Source organism: Aequorivita viscosa (assembly GCF_900106795.1).
Lineage (GTDB): Bacteria > Bacteroidota > Bacteroidia > Flavobacteriales > Flavobacteriaceae > Aequorivita > Aequorivita viscosa.
On record NZ_FNNS01000024.1, the window covers coordinates 16,657 to 33,857 of the forward strand.

The window sequence follows — 17,201 nt, forward strand, 5'->3', positions numbered from 1 at the left end:
TTTAGAAGAGTTTCAAACTAAAATTAATGATCAGGATTTAGACATTTAGGAATATATAATAATTTTAGAAACTGGTTAATTTGGATTAATGACTTTAGAGCTAAACTCTTTTAGAATCTTGCAAACATTGGTTAGTTAAAAAATAACTGTGAAGTAAAAATTCTATTACTCAATTCAATTGCATTATACCTGAGATTATGGATTAAGACACTAACACACTTTATGAGATAGTCCTATAGTTCTTCTTTAAGCTCTACCGCCCTCAGCCTCAAACTTGTAATTTTTATCTTTTTCACTGAAACACAGTTCACTTTGCTATCTTCAAATAAAACAATGTTTTTCCCATCAGGGTGAAGTGAACTTCTAAATCGAATACCTCCAGCTCCAGTGAAAACCTTTATAAATTCGCAGATAAATTGAGTAGGAATATATTCAATCTCGCTATCATATCGGCGCATTGGTTTGGAAAGATCAATACTTATACGATCCCTGAATAACCTAGCCATAATTGTTTCTCTCACCGTTCTTGGTTGAAATAGAGAGGTGTCTTCAGTAAAATCTACAATTTTTAAACTTTCAAATTCAGGTTTAAGTTGAAATGTGCCAATACTTAGTTCATCCAAGTAGGATGCCCTAACCTCATATAATACGGTTTCTTCATTATCACTTAAATATAAATAGGGGATTCCCATCGGGTTCGCACGACCACCTAAAGTGCTTTGACGTGGAGGACTTAGCATATTAGTTGTATCAATAGCTGGTTGATCGCTGGTGTGATGCACTCGCGCGCGAAATAGTCTGTCACTTTGTTTTAGTTTATATTGGGTGTTGAAAAAACCATCCCATCCCAAGTCTTCAATATTTATAAAAAATCTTTTTGTCCATTTCAACTCCTCCTTTACGGTTTCCCAATGATTATAATTATCAGTAATCTCGGTAGAGTATTCCACTAAATCATCAGAACTTATTATCTCCGTATTAATTTCAGGAAGGATTCTATTAAGAATTTCTGTCGCGGTTTTCTGAGAACTAAAGAAACTCCAATTGGCTTGAATCTTAGATCGTAATGGCTCGCCGTTCTCCGATTTTTCGAAATTGTCAATTAATTCTTGGAAAAAATCCAAAAGCTCTTTTAGGTCTATTAGATGTACAGCACTAGAAAGACAAATTTTACATTCACCAATAGTTTGGAAGGAAGATATAAAACCTTTAATCTCTTTATCCGCAAAACAGTTGGCGCAAACTTTCATCTACTTACTTTTTAAATACTTCTGAACTACAAGAAGGTGATTTTTAATCCCGATTTTTTTCACAACGCCTAATCCTGGGTAATGCTCCCGGTCATAATAATCTTCTAATTCTGCGATGGCAGAGTTGGTTAATTCGTTTTCCCTGCAAAATTCAACAGCCTTTTTTGCAGCTTCTGCAAACTTACCTTGAACGTTGGCAATAGAATCGTTGGTTTCAGAAGTAAAATGTCGGATCCAAATCTGACCATTTTCTTTCATATAGGTAAGATGAATAACAACAGCTCTAGGAGTACTGCCGCCATCAATAAATTCACTCGGTAAAACAGTATAATCCGCAAATCCATTATATTTTTCCTCATCATAAAACAAATGTTCTTCAGAAAACCTGTGTTCCTGAATATCCAAGAAATCACTATTTCGCACTTGTTTCTCAAATAAATCATCCAGTCGAATATATGTTTTGCGAAGAGTTTTAATATAGCGATCCAACGAACGATTTCTTTGTGGATCGTTCATTGTAATTGAAGATATTTGGGGCATTTCTGCAAGATGTTTAAATTCTTCATCTTCCATACTGATGTCATTTCCACAAAGTAACATGATATCCTTTAGATCAAATTTTTTAATATTCTCAATAATATAATCGCGATTATTCCTGTAATGAAATGCCGGAATAAAAAGATCTAGTTCAAGGTCGTGGATATAATCGAGATAGTAAAGAGTATCCCCAATCTTTTGACCAAACTCAGGATTTAATATTAAATAAGCATGCTGATTAGATTGCTCGAATTCTCGTAAAGCAAGATTTAAGTTATTATAACTTTCTTTAACAGGTTCAAGGATTGGAAGAATATAATCTTTTAGCACCCTTTCCCTTGCCAATTCCCGTAACATAATTAGTTCAAATTGCCGAGCCCTTAAAACTGGATAATACATACTTTACATATTTAATGGTGACTTCAGATTGAGAATCATCCGTTCCTTTTGTTTTTTATTTAATTTTAAGGAAAGATTAATCTGATTTAGTTCTTTGTAGTTTTTTTTCGAAACCTCAGGTTTAAAAACTCTACTCTTCATTGTCTGTATAAACAGATCATTCAATTTAGGAACAGGTATCTCCTTAATTAGCTTTTTACAAATATCATATTGACTAAAACTTGTCATTTTAGGCAGCATCCCATAATATGATTGCACCAGCGATTTATACTCTGCTGTTCGCAAAATATTCATAATTACTTCAGGATTAATCTGAAAGTCTAAGACTGCATCACGGACTAGCTCAAATTTATTTCCTCTTAAATTATTGTAAGTAATTATTCCAACCTTTTCATTATACTTCAAATAAGTAGCAAGCTTAGATTCAGGAACTATAATGAATACTTGGTTGAAAGCCTGATGGTAATTTTCTAATTGAAGCTCCAATCTATTATCTGAGTCCAATTCAGATTTTACCTCGAATACCTTGGAGTGCCCATTGAACATAACCAAATCAGCAATGGCATTGCCAACACGAAATTCATTAAATACTTTAGAGTTGGACTTTCCTAATTCTTGTAGTAACCATTCGTTTAAGAATGAGTTTTTATAAATATATTCATTGGGATAATGAAGTTCAAGAATTTTATATAAATGCTTTAGATAGCTTAGATAAGTAGCGTTTTTATAGGAAATCCAGTTAGTATCATAGCGATTAATTTTTTTGTTAATTGAAAAAAAATTACCTGTCGCCCATTGCTCAACCTCACTTCTGCTAAACAAAGAGGAATAGTCACGTAACTGATTTAAAGTGTATTTTTCCGTAGTAACCATGTTACAAAGTTAGTTATAATTTTTGATGCTTACCGCTTTGGACGAGGCGGAAGTGGCCTTGGCGTCCTGGGTGAAATTGGTGGTTGGCCCAATTCTCTTCCTGGCGGTGGCGGTGGCGGTGGTGGTGGCTTTTGATTTGACATTTTTTATTTTATTAAAATTAATATTCCAATTATAGTTATTAAAACAATGGATCCTATTAATATTTTCCTTGACCAATAATAGTCCTTAATTCTACCATCATTTACTAACTGATTATCGGTTGCAAATTCAACATAATATTTTAATAAATCCTTTTCAAACGCAGCTGTGGCATAACTTATCGCTTTTTTCTTTGCCTTTTTGTCTCCATTATTTTTAAAGAATGCTAAGTAATGTTTAAAAAGCTCGTCTTCTCGATTTATCAAATCCAACGAACAAGGTAGGTATTTGTATTTCCGAAAACGGTTTAGATACATTCTAATCAAAAAGGTCATAGCTATTAAAATGGTGAGAATGAACAATATTGTACAGACCGTGATAACGATTAATATAATTTCATTGTCAGTGTAATGTGGGTGAAAATTTTCATCCTTAAAAATGAAAAACCCTCCACCGATAAGTAAAGTTAATAAGGTGGTAGGAAAACCAATTGAAGCATCAATTTCATTTTTTCTTAATAATTCATTAGCGTGAATTTCTCTATAAAATTCCAGTTGGTTTTTCACTTTAAAATATATTAAAACAATTTATAGATTGGATTTATACCAAATATAATAGATAATGGCCTGCGTTTTATTCAGGAAGAATACCAAATATAAGATTTTTGTAGGATTATAAATTCCTGAATTGCATTGCAAATGCAACGATAAAGAGACACTCTTTCTAAAAGCGCGCCAGAAGGAATAAACATACATTTACTGTTCTATAATTTTATCCAACATTTATTCTTACTGAATTCCCCATTAATATGTTGGGACCAACTTTCACCTATTCTTTTTAGCAAATCAGTTTCATACGTGGCGATCAATTTACTTATTTCACTATGATAATATGCGGTTGTCCAATTTTGTTTATAAGAAGATAAATAAATATCAGGATGATATTTGATTAGAAAATTAATAATTGAATGAGCATCAAAGACGCATTCTTTTGGAATAGCTGTTTGAATAATCTTTTGGATAGTATCTTTCATTTAATTTGAGTTTTAATATTGTAAAATTTTAATAAAGGGCTAAATACACTATTTAATTTCAATAGATATCGCTTCCAATTTTTCGGTTAATTCAATTACCTCAATAATTGTATCTCTGTTTTTTGTGCTAAAATTCTCCATATTAGTAACTCTGATTGCTGTTCCTGCCATACAAACCATTAGCATATTAGTACTTCCTGCACCAATTTCATTGAAATCAATATCAGTTGAAATAACTGCATTTCCACCCTGTCTTACACATTGTACACGTAAATCTGACTTACATAAATTGGTGGCTCTTTCAATTTTTCTATTTGTAGTCTGTGAACCTGAGCCGAAAAAATCATTAAATGACCTTGATAATTCAGTAGCGAATCCAGTTCCAGATGTTGTTTGCGCTGATACCATTCCTAAAACTTCATATTCCCAATTTACTGGTGTAGGACAGGTCATTACCGGAATAAAATGTATTATTTGCTGCAGACGACTTTCAATTTCTGCTTTTTGCTTTCTAAATGTATCTGCAATTCTATTTAACAAGGGCTTTGAACAACTCGAACAATACGCTCCTTTATCCTGATTTAAATGTTTATTAATGAAATTTACTTTTGATTCAAGAAGTAAATCTGCACTAAAAAATCCATTTAATGATTTATCACAATTTGGACATTTTTGGTAGTTCATAATTTATATTTTAAAGTCAGTTGGTATATTACTAGTCAACATATATAGCACTTATACCTCACGCTATTTTTGTTTGTCAACTTCAAATATAATGCAACGCAGTATTATTTGATTACGGAAAACCGTAACAAACTGCATTTTAATCAGGGAGAATACCAAATATAAAGTTTTTTGTTAAATAGAACCGCTGTCTATTTCATTTTTAGAAGGCTCCAAAAAAACAAAGCCGTTCAAAGCGGCTTATATTAGTTCGGTTTTCAAAATTTATGGGGTTGTGCAATTAATACATATTCTATGCTTTCGGGATCAATATTTTTCTAAATCACTTTGTCGAAAATAATTCAACTAAATTTGACTCTCCGTTTTCGTTAAATTTTATCTCCAAGAAAATCATTTCCTCTGGGTCAATGTCCGTTCCGTATTTTTCTTGAACTGGAAAATACTTTATGTTTTCAGATTCTCTATTGTTTAATCTGGAAGGGCTATCTATAAGTTCAATTATTTCAGACTCGCTTTTATTTAGAAGAATTCCACTTTCAATCAAGTCGGCTACCATATTTGCTCTCATATCTAGCACAATATTTTCTCCGCCCGCATTTTTTCATTTTTCGCTATCAAACTTCAAATCCTTCCTGCAGGAAAAGAATGCAAAAAGTATTAAAATGCTTATCCCCACTCCAAAATTCACTTGTAATTTTACCATTTTACTTTTTCATAATCAAAATGGTCGTCATCAATTTCCAAATCTCCTACATTACAATTTATTCGCTGCGCTTCTTTTTTCAGGAAGTTCTAATATTCCTTATACTCTTCCGTAAAGAAAATTCCGCGTTTCAATAATTCAGGAAGCTTTTGCCCACTTTGAAAAACCATAACCCTGCCGCAGCCGTTTCTTTTCAGTAGCAGAAGGTATAACTGCAGTAGTGTACAAGTGCCCGAGGACTATGCCGCCTTCTGGTACCATCCCGACCTCCCGATAGCTATCGGGATGGGCAGCTCAAGTTATATCACTAACTTAGCTGGAGAAATCAACGAACATACCTGTCCTGAGCTTGGTCGAAGGGTGGAATACCTGCCTTTTGGCAAAATCGAGGAACGAGATTCAACGAGTCCAATTAAAAATATAAAAGTGGAGTTAAACGCTAGTCGAGGAGCATTTGAACAGTAACAACTCGCCATACAAGTTCAACGCCAAGGAGCTTGATGCGGAGACAGGCAATTACTATTACGGGGCGCGGTATTATGACCCTAAGTTTAGTATTTGTTTGAGTGTTGACCCGTTGGCGGATGCACCTGCAAACATAGGAACAAGTCCATATGCTTACGTTTGGAATAATCCTTTGAAGTTTATTGACCCAGATGGAAGGCACGGACAAACTACGATTGTGGGAGACAACGGGAACGGAACTTATACTGTAAAAGACTGGGTTGATGATGGTAGTACAGATGTTGTTTTAGAAGATGGTACAAAGGTAGGAGAGTCATTAACTACACATTCTTTTGTAAATGAAAAGAATGACCCAGTAGTTGGTGCTGTTATAGATACACGCTCAAATGAAGGGCAAAATTTTATCGACAATGAAATAATAGCAGACGACCCTAATGTCTTTCATTACAGAGACAATGCAACACTAAATGAACACTACGATTTTAAGTCAAGAGGTTTGGATGAAGAGGCTAGCGTACAAGAAGCTTTAATATACAGAACTAGAGGAAGTATGACATCTGACAGGAAAATGGCTTCGGCAAGAGACTTTGGAAATATGGCGGCAGGTATTGTGGCTGCGAGAGCAGGTGTACCTCATTGGATTGCGAAAATGAAATTTAATGAACTTCAGGGAGGACAAGAACCGCCAGTAAGTGCAAAAGCTCAACAAATAGGACTTAATATGGGCGATAAGCTGTTTTGGCAAGATTATAGAAAAAGAGAATATAAAAAGGCTACTAATCCCTGGCCTACAGGACCTAAAGAATAGAAAAAATGACAATTAAAGAAAAATATTTTAGTTTGGTTTTGTTTACTGTAATACTTGTCTCTTGTGGTCAGGAAAAAAGACAGGAAGAATGGCATCATATCGAAATTTCACCATTAGATGGCTCTCAAGTTGTTACCGTAATAACAAAAGGGGAAAAGCGATATATTATGAATGGAAAACACAAAGATATTTCTGATGATAATTATCTTTTATTGGATTTGTCTAAAGTAGACCGATTGGGTGATGGCTTTTCAGTTTGTTGGGGTGAAAATGGTTATAAATGGAAAATTGCAAGTGCGTATGCAAGAGTTGTTGAAAATAAGTTAGACCCTACGAAATATTTATATTCCCAACCTTTAGGAGATTATGGACAACCAACTTCGGAAGGGTATACGGGAAAGAGTTGTGGCGGAATATTGATTAGAGAAAAAAGAGGGCCCAATGGAGACTTAAAAGTTAAGTATATCGTTGATTAACTAAATAAGAAGCCCCCGCTGGCGCGGGCGTCCCGCCCGTGTTCCTCAATGAACTTCCTCCCGGACAATCCTTGGCATAATAAAGTCACTGCCCAAGAAAAATAATGACATAAATTTTAATAATGGGAAGCTCAAGTTATATTACTAACTTAGCTGGAGAAATCAACGAACATACCTGTCCTGAGCTTGGTCGAAGGGTGGAGTATTTGCCATTTGGCGAAATCGAGGAACGAGATTCAACGAGTCCAATTAAAAATATAAAAGTGGAGTTAAACGCTAGTCGAGGAGCATTTGAACAGTAACAATTCTCCTTATAAGTTCAATGCCAAAGAGTTTGATGCGGAGACAGGCAATTACTATTACGGGGCGCGGTATTATGACCCTAAGTTTAGTATTTGGTTGAGTGTAGACCCGCTGGCGGAGGAGTATCCGAGCTGGACGCCGTACCATTACGCTCATAACAATCCATTAAGGTATATAGATCCTACAGGGATGTCAGCGGATGATGTTATAATAAAAGGGAAATTGGCAGATAAAGCAACTGAACAATTAAATGCCTCAACAAGTCTAGAAATTACTAGAGACAAAAAAACAGGAAAACTCTCGGCCACTGGGGAAGCAGAGACAAAATCCGACCAATTATTGCTTGAGGCCATTAAGGATGAAAAAAGAACAGTGAAAATAAAAGCTACAGAAAGAAACAAAGAAGGTGGAAGCTTTATTTTTGGAGATGTATTTAATGGAAGTAGACAAAAGAAAAACGGAGATGTTATAGCGAAACAAACACTTAATCCGAACCAAGCAAAAATAATAGAGGAGTTTGCAGAAATGCCCGAAGGAAGTATTGCAAAACATTCTGTATTAGAGGCTTATTTGGGCGCAAAGAACGACCCCGGGGCTTATCCGCAACAAAAAGATGCGTACCTGAGGGCTCACAACGAAACTAATGTTATTTATCCTGCTGGTGGCTATCGTAAAATTGCAGAGAAAAAGTCCATTAGAAGAGAAATAATTAGACTGCCGTTTTCAGGAGTGAGGGTATTATTGGTAAAACCAGGGGGACAAAGAACACTTTTTGACTAATTTTATAGAAGGTTGATTATTATGAACTTTAAAGGCTTGGTTTTTGGATTTTTATTTTTTTTGATCATATCGAATGGTCAAGTTTATTCACAACAATGTCATTCTTACAGAGTGATAAATATTGACTCAACTGAAAATTATTATTTGATTTCCGTTGAAAGAAACCACAGAAAATTTTTAATTGTTTCATTAAAGAAGCCAATGAAGCCACAGCGTAAGATTCTTCTTTCTGAAAGCTACTGTTTTCAATTGTTAAAACACAAATGGATGCAGGAGCTTCCTGTTAATGTTAGTGATATCCCAACATCTTTGATTATCGAAGGTAAGACTATATGGAGTACAGAAGATGATTATAGCGTTTATAGTACTAAAAATTTGAAAGGTCTGAACTATGTCAAAAGAGGCAGCTGCCCAAATTAGGGACAAAAGGTTAAAAAAAGATCCATAATGGAGTATTTGGTTGAGTGTTGACCCGTTGGCAGATATTCCTAAACAGATTGGTTATTCGCCATATTCTGCATTTGCCAACAATCCGATAATGTATGTAGACCCTGATGGTAGGTGTTTTCAGAAAGTAGGCGAAGAGTACGTTCCTTGTGACCAAGCTGATGTAGGCTCGACTACAACAGGAGCTTTTGGTCACGATTGGACGATGTCAGAAAGTAATGGTTGGCAGCTAACCAATGGAGCAGACCCAAGTACTGTTGATGCTAATTATACTGAGCAAACGCCTGATGGAAGTGCAGCATATTATGAAAATAGGTATGCCGAACATATTGATAAATATAATACCCGACCGCCAGATTATTATTTGGGATATGGACATAAATACAATGTTAGATTTAATAACGAAACAAAAGGGAATTTATCAGAGGCGGGGAAAAAATGGTTAGACCAAACATCTGTTGAACTTCAAGTTTTAATGGAGACTGGGTTGCGAGATAATCCGAGTATTGAACTTGATAACGGAACTTTTCAAAAGTTTGCATTTGAATCTCACATTCCAGCATATACAAAAGGTAGTTTGCTATATAACCTTACTGATGGAGACAAAATGAATATTGGGCTTACACCAGATTTTAAAGACTTATTTAGTCCGCTTGGGGTTAAACAAGCATTAAAAATTGTGGATATGATGGGCAAATATAATGGAGCTCGAAAATACAATGAAGCAAGAAAGGCAAGACCATTTGAGTGGTAATAAAACGTATGTGTAAATGATAAAAGGAATAATGTTTTTACTGTATGTATTCATTTTCGTTGCAAACTACTCTTGCTCAACAAGTAAAGAGGTGAATTGTGAGACCAGTTCTATTGACCCTGTATTCGAGCATTATAAATCAATTATTGATAATGGTCAAAGTAGTTTTATTTTAGGTACTGTTGGCGATTCCCAAGATTATAGAACAAAAGAGACTATAATTTATAAGCGTGTAGTTGATAGTGATTTTGAATTGTTGAGCACAAGAATAAAAGGGGAAAATCGAGTAGCCACAATTTCGGGTAATCATATCTATATTGTCAATGAGGTATTTACCAAAAAATTATCATTTTCAAGCTCTAAATCTATTCTATACAAGTTGAATATCGACACTAACGAATTGGAGAAAGTTTTTGATATGGGAAATTTACTTGTTAAAGATTTGATTTTCGAGAATGATTCAGTCGGTTATGCATTGGGGAGATTTTCAAAATATGCTCGTGATGGAGGATTTTTAAAAACTCAAGATGGTGGCTTGAGTTGGGATACCTTGAAATTGGGCAAGCCCATAGCAAAGGTTGAATCAGTAAATAACAACCTTTATTTTCTTTCCTACAAGCGAAATGACAAAATGGATTGGATTTATTCAATTGACAATAGAAGCAATAAGATAGATTCCTTACAATTGGATTTGAATATTACAGATTTTGCAGTTGGCGAAAAAAGAGATTTTTGGCTATTGGGAAAAGATGGCGATAAGACAGTATTGCAACACTATAAAGACGGAAAGACAAGTGAAATAAAAGCCTTTTCAGATGATGCCAAATTCTCACCCGACCAGTTGTATAAATATAATGATGTTATTGTAGTTCTTGCATCCCGAATTGATAAAAATATGCTTGGAGGTTTTGGCGGCACAAAACCTGTAATGTACCTATCAAAAGATAATGGCTTGACTTGGATTAACCACCCACTTAATGAAGCGTTATATTTAAAACCAGCATCTTTCTACAAAGACGAACGGATGACGGCATATATTGGTCAGGGAAAAGTACTTACGTGTAGTTTAAAAAAATAGAAATCCAACACCCTGTAAGCTGGTAAGGCTTTTTTATTACACATTCAATCCTTTTAGCTTCACATTATTAATCATTGCATCAATGGTGTAGAGAATACAGTTTTTGTCATTCTCTGGAAATTTAGCAATATCATTCAAGCGTCTGAGCATTGTAGGGTCTTTTAACAGCTCTCTTTCTTCTGTCTCGCCAAGTAGATAACCTACGGTAGTTTCCAATACATTGGCTAATCGCTTAACCACATCAATAGTCGGCTTTACTTCATCACGTTCATATTTACCAATAATAGAATGGTAGGTATCAATTTGCTTCCCCCGCTCCCGCACGATTGCATCGTGTGGTCTCCTCATAATTAATGGTTGGAACTATACCCCGTTACAGCACCAAGGAAGCCGGAAAGGCCGATAGGTTGGAGTCCATATTGTACCCCAGCCCCTTGTTGAGTGCCAAAACGCTCCCCATACCGGAGAATATGGAGAATAAAAAAGACCCAAAACTAATTTCGTATACCAAACACTATTATGCTTCGACTCCGCTCAGCACAGGCATTGGCACCGAACGTATCGCAAGCGTCATAGGCTCCAAACGTGGTCTTGGTGCTCATTGTCCGCTTGATGAACCCTCCGTTTCCTTGGAGGCCATGGAAATTAAAGTAGATGCTGCCGGCATAGCGGTGCAGGAAGCTTTTGCCCACTTTCAAAAAACCATAACCCTGCCGCAGCCGTTTCTTTTCAGCAGTGGAAGGTATAACTGCAGTAGTGTGCAAGTGCCAGAGGACTATGCCGTCTTCTGGTACCACCCCGACCTCCCGATAGCTATCGGGTTGGGCAGTTCAAGTTATATCACTAACTTAGCGGGAGAGATTACGCAGCATATGGAATATTTGCCGTTTGGCGAAATCGAGGAACGAGATTCAACGAGTCCAATTAAAAATATAAAAGTGGAGTTAAACGCTTGTTGAGGAGCATTTGAACTCCAACAACTCGCCATATAAGTTTAATGCCAAAGAATATGATGCGGAGACGGGCAACTATTATTATGGCGCTAGGTATTATGACCCTAAGTGGAGCATAATGCTGTCGGTAGACCAGATGTACGATAAATATCCCTCGTTCAGTCCTTATGCTTATACTTTGCAGAACCCCGTTAAATATGTTGACCCTACGGGGATGACGGCTGAAAGCCCTGTAATGATTATGGGTTGGATAAAAAAGGGAATATAACATTGGTTAAAAAGACTGATGATGATTTTGATAGGATTGTAAAGACGGACAGTGATGGAAATGCAAAAATAAAAGGGGAAGGATTTTTAGGGTTTTTAGTTCCTAAATCTGAAAGAGGAAAAGAAAAAGTTGCCGTTGATAAAATCAGCAAAGGGATACTCAAAGACGGATTGAACTTGAAAGAGAATAACGGCAGCTTTGATGTTAACGGAGAGGGGCAACCTACTTTAAAGGAGTTTGATACTTTCATATCAGAGTTTTCTGATTATATAGGTAAAGAAATCGCAGGGGTGCGATTAGGAAGAGATAAAAACAGTAATGATGTTGATAGGGTGCTTACTTATAAATATGAAAAAGTACCAGGACGGAATCTCAAACGCCTAGAAGTTGGTTTACCCGAGGTGAGTTAAAATCTCATTTTCATACACATCCTTACAATGATCATACTCCTTCTGAACGTGATAAAAGAGCCAAAGGAGCATATCCAAGTTTACCATTTTTTATAATAGCAGGAGGAAATGAAGAAAAGTATTAGAAATATTATTATAGGGACGTTGTTTGTTTTTTCTTTTAATTGCACCAGTTATAAAAGTGCTATGTATAAAGGAGAAAAAGGGATAGAGTATGCGCGAGTGAACGCTATCACAGATTTTGTAAATACATATAAAACCCCCCGATATTACTTAAAGAAAAGAGAAGGTAAACCTTTTGAAGTTTTTGTTTTGATTAGAGAAAAACATTTAAACAAAAGCACCTTTGTATTGTCAATTCTACCTGAATATGGAGATATATCATTACGTGTGGAAGATAGTTTAGGCAAAGTTCCAAGAAGTTATTTCCCAAACAGATATACAATAGAAAATGAAAATTTATTTCTTTGGAATGATAGTATTACCCCTTTACAAAAGGATGTTTTAAATGTGATGGATAAATATGGTGTTTTAGATTCAGTGGATGTAAAAAGAGAATTAGGTTTATTACCAAATGATTTTGAGGATACAAGGGTAATAACTTTCGATGACCGCTTGAAAAGTGTCAATTATTTCATTTGTAAAAAAAATATAGAAAAATACAAGAAAAAGATTACCAATAAAGCTTTTGGATATTACGACCCTCCGAAACTGAAATGTAATACTCATTAAAATTTCGAATCGTCTCAATGCCAAAGAGTTTGATGCGGAGATGGGCAACTATTATTATGGCGCTAGGTATTATGACCCTAAGTTTAGTATTTGGTTGAGCGTTGACCCGTTGGCGGAGAAGTATCCAGGAATTTCTCCCTTTGCTTGTACATTGCAAAATCCAGTACGATTTGTGGATCCTACGGGGATGTTTGTGGAGGATAATATTATACTTAATGGTAAAAATGGATCATCCTTAACTATTTTAGCGCCTGGATCCGATGTGAAATTTAATGTTGATATCGACTTTGGAGGAAATGAAACTAAAGATTTGGGCATTTGTAATCTTAGCGATATAGCAATAGGTGTGCAAAAGGCTGGTTCGGCTTCGGGTGGACTTGGATATGGAGGTACAGCAAGTATTACAAAGAGTAACGTAATGTTTTTTGACGAAGAATATGGCGGTTATTGGAATGAATTCATCGGTGTTGAAGGTAGTGCTGATTTGGGAATGAACGCCACAATATCATTAAGTTCGGAAGCAAGTTTACTTATTGGTATTAGAAATGAAGACGGCACTTTCGGCCCTGAAGGTTTTCAGGGTAGATACGGATTTGGATCTGCAACCGTAGGTGGGGATTTCTTATTGGGAGCTGATGCATTTGTACAATATTCGAGAGGAGATGACTGGTCTGTATTTGAATTTGGCGTAGCAGGCAGTATTGATATGGTTCCAGGTCCAAGTGCTTTTGGAAGTGGAGGTTTTGGAACTACTAGAGTGATGAACCAAGTTAAACCTACCCGGGAGAGATCTTGGACTGATATAATCACCAATCAAATATTCAAAAACCCTTTCAATCCTTTTATAAATGGAAATTAATAAAAAAATTATAGGTGCTTTCTCTTTTTTGGCAATGGTATTTTTCTTGTTTATTTTCATAGCTAAAAATTGCGAGGCAAACAATAATCAAATTGAAGACTCGTATTTTAATGAGTTCTCATTGCGTACAAAAGGAAAAATTTGCAATGTTGTGAAAGGTGAGGGTACTTTTAAATATTTTATAACTGTTAAAATCGAGTCAACAAATATGACAGAATATTTCATTAAAAGTCCTTTGGGAGTCTATTTTGCTGTTCAATCAGAAGAGCACCTTGTTTTTATTGACAGCTTTAAAGGCTATGAGATTGGTCAAGAAGTTTGTATTGGATGCAATAATAATATCATTGAAGTTAAAACTGATGATGGTAGGACTATATTGGTGAAATCTCCAAGACAGGCAAAACTCTACAATGTTTCACAGCCAAATAAAGAAATAATTGAAATACTAAACAGAGGATGTGATTAATTTTGTAAATATGATTTTGGATTTCCCTCCCTGGCGCGCGAATCCCGTGATGGCGAAGTGAACCAACATATGGAGTACCTTTCTTTTGGAGAAATCAAGGCACGAGATTCAACCCCGTTGGCAGAACGTCATCCAGAAGCAAGCCCTTACGCTTATGTTCTAAATAATCCTATCTATTATATTGACCCTGATGGAAGAACTGAATACCCATCTTATGCAGCTTATAAGAAAGTCTTAGGGAGTAGTGCTTTATTAAGACAAGATATGTGGAAACAAGGTCATTGGTTGTATTCCGATAGAATGTATCATCCTAGTTCTTGGTCAGGAGCTGTTACAAGAAGGAGTTCTGTTTTTAATAATGCGGCTGCATTAAATACTGCAAACGGTAGGTCAGGCGATTATACCCCGCTCCCGCACGATTGCATCGTGTGGTCTCCTCATAATTAATGGTTGGAACTATACCCCGTTACAGCACCAAGGAATCCGGAAAGGCCGATAGGCTGGAGTCCATATTGTACCCCAGCCCCTAGTTGAGTGCCAAAACGCTCCCTGTTCCTGAAATGTTGCGCGATGTCAAGGATCCTAAACTAATTTCGTATACCAAACACTATTATGCTTCGACTCCGCTCAGCACAGGCATTGGCACCGAACGTATCGCAAGCGTCATAGGTTCCAAGCGTGGTCTTGGTGCCTATTGTTTCTCTGATAACCCCTCGGTCTCCTTAGAGGCCATGGAAATTAAAGTAGATGCTGCCGGCACAGCGGTGCAGGAAGCTTTTGCCCACTTTGAAAAAACCATAACCCTGCCGCGGCCGTTTCTTTTCAGTAGCGGAAGGTATAACTGTAGTGGTGTACACGTACCCGAGGACTATACCGCCTTCTGGTACCATCCCGACCTCCCGATAGCTATCGGGATGGGCAGCTCAAGTTATATTACTAACTTAGCTGGTGAGATTACCCAGCACATGGAATATTTGCCTTTTGGAGAGACCTTAGTGGAAGAACACCTGAACAGCAACAACTCGCCATACAAGTTCAACGCCAAGGAGCTGGATGCGGAGACAGGCAATTACTATTACGAGGCGCGGTATTACGACCCTAAGTGAAGTATCTGGTTAAGTGTTGACCCGTTAGGGGAGCAAACTATGGAAGCCTATACCTATGTAAGTAACACCCCTCTGAGATACATAGATCCTACAGGAAAGAGTAAAGTTGATTGGTATTTAAATTTAGAAAATGGTAATTATGAATGGCACGACGGGTCTGCGGAAAAAGCAGGATACTGGAATTTAGGAAAAGCTACTGATGTTGCAGTTGGTAAAGGATATTCTTTACAGGACAATGGTGTTTTTACCGATAATAATACAGGACAAACTTATGGTAAGGGAGATGAATTAGCCGTTGGTGAGACTGGTTTTTTTATCCAATCTAATGGGTCATTTTTTGAAGAAGCACAAACTTGGGTTAAACATAATAAAATGGAACTATTGACCTTTGCAAATGATTTACAAACTGCTGGAGATGGTATTGCCATAGTCGGTTACGGTGCTGCTATTGTTGGAGCTGGTGTTGGCGGTGTTGGTGCTACCCCGGGTGCTGCAATTGCTGGTATTGGAGAAGGTGTTAGTACATTTGGTTCAGCTTTGGAGTTTGGAATTAATTTAATGACTGGAGATCATAAATCTGCGGGGAAAAACTTAGGGTTTTATTTAGGGGGAGAGGCTATAGATATGACTTTTGATAGAATACTCCCTGGCCCAACTCCCGATATTTCAAAAGATGCTTACCAAATTTTAGAAACAAATTTTACCACAGTAAAACCAATACTTATAGAACGAGGATATGATAATTCTCAAAAATAAACTATGATTACATTATTAATTAGCATCGTATCACTTATTGCTTTAGTTCTGCAAGTTTTACATTTGATAAATTGGATTAAAAGAAAAAAAAACAATAATAAGGGTAAATTACTTGCCTCTAATTTTCAATCTATAATTAGAATTATAGGTGTGCTATTGATGATTTTTATTATTTTCTTATATTCAACATTCAAGTATCTAAATGCTTAAGCTTAAAATGAGTATAAATTAAATATGAATGAATATTTTAAAATCTTCGTACCTTTATTAGGAGTTGTTTTTGGATTAATAATAAAATACTCAAAATTAAACCAAAATAAAGAAATTAAAAGGTATTGGTGGGTTTTTGTTATTTTAGGTTTCTTAGGATTTATATTTAGAATATCAAATTACATATTATTCGATTAGGATTAAAATTTAATGATATCCTCTCTTTAACCCCGATCCACTTCCGCCGCCGTTTCTTTTCAGTAGCGGAAGGTATAACTGTAGTGGTGTACACGTACCCGAGGACTATGCCGCCTTCTGGTACCACCCAGACCTCCCGATAGCTATCGGGATGGGCAGCTCAAGTTATATCACTAACTTAGCGGGTGAGATTACCCAGCACATGAAGTATTTGCCTTTTGGAGAGACCTTAGTGGAAGAACACCTGAACAGCAACAACTCGCCATACAAATTCAACGCCAAGGAGCTGGATGCAGAGACGGGGAATTATTATTATGGCGCGCGGTATTATGACCCTAAGTGGAGTATCTGGTTGAGCATAGACCCTTTAGCAGAACAAATGCTAGAGTGGAGTTCTTATAATTATGCATTCAGCAATCCCAATCAAATTCCCAATCCCAAATGAACCATCCCCAATTCCCCCCGTCCCCAAAGTCCCCACCGTCCCCCCATTTAGTAAAGTGTATAATCCC

At 36.3% G+C, this 17,201-nt stretch carries 24 protein-coding genes; 16 read left to right on the forward strand and 8 right to left on the reverse strand.

Annotated features, from left to right (window positions below):
- Positions 1-233 precede the first annotated feature (233 nt).
- From BLW28_RS12795 to BLW28_RS12825, 7 genes are all read right to left on the reverse strand, one after another.
- Positions 234-1,250, reverse strand: a complete 1,017-nt coding sequence (locus BLW28_RS12795) for an RES family NAD+ phosphorylase (RefSeq protein ID WP_073220692.1) — start codon at positions 1,248-1,250, stop codon at positions 234-236.
- Positions 1,251-2,186 carry a sce7725 family protein gene (locus BLW28_RS12800; RefSeq protein WP_073220688.1) on the reverse strand — a complete coding sequence of 312 codons (936 nt, stop codon included), beginning with the start codon at positions 2,184-2,186 and terminating at the stop codon, positions 1,251-1,253.
- Positions 2,187-2,189: 3 nt separating this feature from the next.
- Positions 2,190-3,059, reverse strand: coding sequence for a sce7726 family protein (locus tag BLW28_RS12805; protein WP_073220685.1), 870 nt, complete (start codon positions 3,057-3,059; stop codon positions 2,190-2,192).
- A 146-nt stretch (positions 3,060-3,205) separates the two neighbouring features.
- Complete coding sequence (locus BLW28_RS12810) at positions 3,206-3,766, reverse strand: hypothetical protein (RefSeq protein WP_073220682.1); 561 nt, start codon at positions 3,764-3,766, stop codon at positions 3,206-3,208.
- 197 nt (positions 3,767-3,963) lie between these two features.
- The gene (locus BLW28_RS12815) at positions 3,964-4,233 is read right to left on the reverse strand and encodes a hypothetical protein (RefSeq protein WP_073220678.1); all 270 of its coding nucleotides are present in this window, start codon (positions 4,231-4,233) and stop codon (positions 3,964-3,966) included.
- A 48-nt stretch (positions 4,234-4,281) separates the two neighbouring features.
- Entirely contained in the window at positions 4,282-4,917 is a 636-nt protein-coding gene (locus BLW28_RS12820; protein ID WP_073220675.1) for a heavy metal-binding domain-containing protein, read from the reverse strand.
- A 322-nt stretch (positions 4,918-5,239) separates the two neighbouring features.
- Positions 5,240-5,485, reverse strand: a complete 246-nt coding sequence (locus BLW28_RS12825) for a hypothetical protein (protein ID WP_092842574.1) — start codon at positions 5,483-5,485, stop codon at positions 5,240-5,242.
- A gap of 589 nt (positions 5,486-6,074) precedes the next feature.
- Here BLW28_RS12825 and BLW28_RS12835 point away from each other — a divergent pair.
- From BLW28_RS12835 to BLW28_RS12865, 6 genes are all read left to right on the forward strand, one after another.
- Entirely contained in the window at positions 6,075-6,893 is an 819-nt protein-coding gene (locus BLW28_RS12835) for an RHS repeat-associated core domain-containing protein (protein WP_073220668.1), read from the forward strand.
- 5 nt (positions 6,894-6,898) lie between these two features.
- Positions 6,899-7,369 (forward strand): hypothetical protein, encoded by a 471-nt coding sequence (locus tag BLW28_RS12840; protein WP_073220664.1) that lies wholly within the window; start codon positions 6,899-6,901, stop codon positions 7,367-7,369.
- Between the two features lie 291 nt (positions 7,370-7,660).
- On the forward strand, positions 7,661-8,452 hold the full coding sequence (locus BLW28_RS12850) for an RHS repeat domain-containing protein (protein ID WP_073220658.1): 792 nt from the start codon (positions 7,661-7,663) through the stop codon (positions 8,450-8,452).
- 21 nt (positions 8,453-8,473) lie between these two features.
- The gene (locus tag BLW28_RS12855; protein ID WP_073220655.1) at positions 8,474-8,872 is read left to right on the forward strand and encodes a hypothetical protein; all 399 of its coding nucleotides are present in this window, start codon (positions 8,474-8,476) and stop codon (positions 8,870-8,872) included.
- A gap of 40 nt (positions 8,873-8,912) precedes the next feature.
- On the forward strand, positions 8,913-9,653 hold the full coding sequence (locus BLW28_RS12860) for a hypothetical protein (RefSeq protein ID WP_073220652.1): 741 nt from the start codon (positions 8,913-8,915) through the stop codon (positions 9,651-9,653).
- 16 nt (positions 9,654-9,669) lie between these two features.
- Positions 9,670-10,731, forward strand: a complete 1,062-nt coding sequence (locus tag BLW28_RS12865; RefSeq protein WP_073220649.1) for a beta propeller repeat protein — start codon at positions 9,670-9,672, stop codon at positions 10,729-10,731.
- Positions 10,732-10,767: 36 nt separating this feature from the next.
- Here the strand turns inward: BLW28_RS12865 and BLW28_RS12870 are convergent, their stop codons facing one another.
- Positions 10,768-11,079 carry a helix-turn-helix domain-containing protein gene (locus BLW28_RS12870; protein WP_073220646.1) on the reverse strand — a complete coding sequence of 104 codons (312 nt, stop codon included), beginning with the start codon at positions 11,077-11,079 and terminating at the stop codon, positions 10,768-10,770.
- Positions 11,080-11,201: 122 nt separating this feature from the next.
- Here BLW28_RS12870 and BLW28_RS15890 point away from each other — a divergent pair, with 122 nt between their 5' ends.
- From BLW28_RS15890 to BLW28_RS12915, 10 genes are all read left to right on the forward strand, one after another.
- Positions 11,202-11,690, forward strand: a complete 489-nt coding sequence (locus BLW28_RS15890; protein WP_200791527.1) for a hypothetical protein — start codon at positions 11,202-11,204, stop codon at positions 11,688-11,690.
- A 7-nt stretch (positions 11,691-11,697) separates the two neighbouring features.
- Entirely contained in the window at positions 11,698-11,952 is a 255-nt protein-coding gene (locus BLW28_RS15895) for an RHS repeat-associated core domain-containing protein (RefSeq protein WP_073220640.1), read from the forward strand.
- A gap of 2 nt (positions 11,953-11,954) precedes the next feature.
- On the forward strand, positions 11,955-12,362 hold the full coding sequence (locus BLW28_RS12880; protein ID WP_143036883.1) for a hypothetical protein: 408 nt from the start codon (positions 11,955-11,957) through the stop codon (positions 12,360-12,362).
- A gap of 108 nt (positions 12,363-12,470) precedes the next feature.
- Entirely contained in the window at positions 12,471-13,094 is a 624-nt protein-coding gene (locus BLW28_RS12885; RefSeq protein WP_073220634.1) for an RNA-binding protein, read from the forward strand.
- 1 nt (position 13,095) lies between these two features.
- Entirely contained in the window at positions 13,096-13,953 is an 858-nt protein-coding gene (locus BLW28_RS12890; RefSeq protein ID WP_262481118.1) for an RHS repeat-associated core domain-containing protein, read from the forward strand.
- Positions 13,943-14,419 carry a hypothetical protein gene (locus BLW28_RS12895; protein ID WP_073220628.1) on the forward strand — a complete coding sequence of 159 codons (477 nt, stop codon included), beginning with the start codon at positions 13,943-13,945 and terminating at the stop codon, positions 14,417-14,419. The genes BLW28_RS12890 and BLW28_RS12895 overlap by 11 nt, the downstream gene beginning before the upstream one ends.
- A 69-nt stretch (positions 14,420-14,488) precedes the next feature.
- Positions 14,489-14,866, forward strand: a complete 378-nt coding sequence (locus BLW28_RS12900) for an RHS repeat-associated core domain-containing protein (RefSeq protein ID WP_073220625.1) — start codon at positions 14,489-14,491, stop codon at positions 14,864-14,866.
- A gap of 113 nt (positions 14,867-14,979) precedes the next feature.
- Entirely contained in the window at positions 14,980-15,525 is a 546-nt protein-coding gene (locus BLW28_RS16015) for an RHS repeat domain-containing protein (RefSeq protein WP_143036887.1), read from the forward strand.
- A gap of 39 nt (positions 15,526-15,564) precedes the next feature.
- Positions 15,565-16,281, forward strand: coding sequence for a hypothetical protein (locus BLW28_RS12910; protein WP_073220619.1), 717 nt, complete (start codon positions 15,565-15,567; stop codon positions 16,279-16,281).
- Between the two features lie 610 nt (positions 16,282-16,891).
- Positions 16,892-17,134: an RHS repeat domain-containing protein gene (locus BLW28_RS12915; RefSeq protein WP_073220616.1), complete on the forward strand. Its 243-nt coding sequence runs from the start codon at positions 16,892-16,894 to the stop codon at positions 17,132-17,134.
- Positions 17,135-17,201 lie beyond the last annotated feature (67 nt).

Bases quoted from the DNA above. Each gene is read 5' to 3' on its own strand.
- BLW28_RS12805 (WP_073220685.1), bottom strand. From the start codon at position 3,059: ATGGTTACTACGGAAAAATACACTTTAAATCAGTTACGTGACTATTCC.
- BLW28_RS15890 (WP_200791527.1), top strand. From the start codon at position 11,202: ATGGAGAATAAAAAAGACCCAAAACTAATTTCGTATACCAAACACTAT.
- BLW28_RS12895 (WP_073220628.1), top strand. From the start codon at position 13,943: ATGGAAATTAATAAAAAAATTATAGGTGCTTTCTCTTTTTTGGCAATG.
- BLW28_RS12910 (WP_073220619.1), top strand. From the start codon at position 15,565: ATGGAAGCCTATACCTATGTAAGTAACACCCCTCTGAGATACATAGAT.
- BLW28_RS12840 (WP_073220664.1), top strand. From the start codon at position 6,899: ATGACAATTAAAGAAAAATATTTTAGTTTGGTTTTGTTTACTGTAATA.
- BLW28_RS12825 (WP_092842574.1), bottom strand. From the start codon at position 5,485: ATGAGAGCAAATATGGTAGCCGACTTGATTGAAAGTGGAATTCTTCTA.
- BLW28_RS12795 (WP_073220692.1), bottom strand. From the start codon at position 1,250: ATGAAAGTTTGCGCCAACTGTTTTGCGGATAAAGAGATTAAAGGTTTT.
- BLW28_RS12915 (WP_073220616.1), top strand. From the start codon at position 16,892: ATGAAGTATTTGCCTTTTGGAGAGACCTTAGTGGAAGAACACCTGAAC.
- BLW28_RS12865 (WP_073220649.1), top strand. From the start codon at position 9,670: ATGATAAAAGGAATAATGTTTTTACTGTATGTATTCATTTTCGTTGCA.
- BLW28_RS12900 (WP_073220625.1), top strand. From the start codon at position 14,489: ATGGAGTACCTTTCTTTTGGAGAAATCAAGGCACGAGATTCAACCCCG.
- BLW28_RS12885 (WP_073220634.1), top strand. From the start codon at position 12,471: ATGAAGAAAAGTATTAGAAATATTATTATAGGGACGTTGTTTGTTTTT.
- BLW28_RS12820 (WP_073220675.1), bottom strand. From the start codon at position 4,917: ATGAACTACCAAAAATGTCCAAATTGTGATAAATCATTAAATGGATTT.
- BLW28_RS12800 (WP_073220688.1), bottom strand. From the start codon at position 2,186: ATGTATTATCCAGTTTTAAGGGCTCGGCAATTTGAACTAATTATGTTA.
- BLW28_RS12870 (WP_073220646.1), bottom strand. From the start codon at position 11,079: ATGAGGAGACCACACGATGCAATCGTGCGGGAGCGGGGGAAGCAAATT.
- BLW28_RS12815 (WP_073220678.1), bottom strand. From the start codon at position 4,233: ATGAAAGATACTATCCAAAAGATTATTCAAACAGCTATTCCAAAAGAA.
- BLW28_RS16015 (WP_143036887.1), top strand. From the start codon at position 14,980: ATGTTGCGCGATGTCAAGGATCCTAAACTAATTTCGTATACCAAACAC.
- BLW28_RS12855 (WP_073220655.1), top strand. From the start codon at position 8,474: ATGAACTTTAAAGGCTTGGTTTTTGGATTTTTATTTTTTTTGATCATA.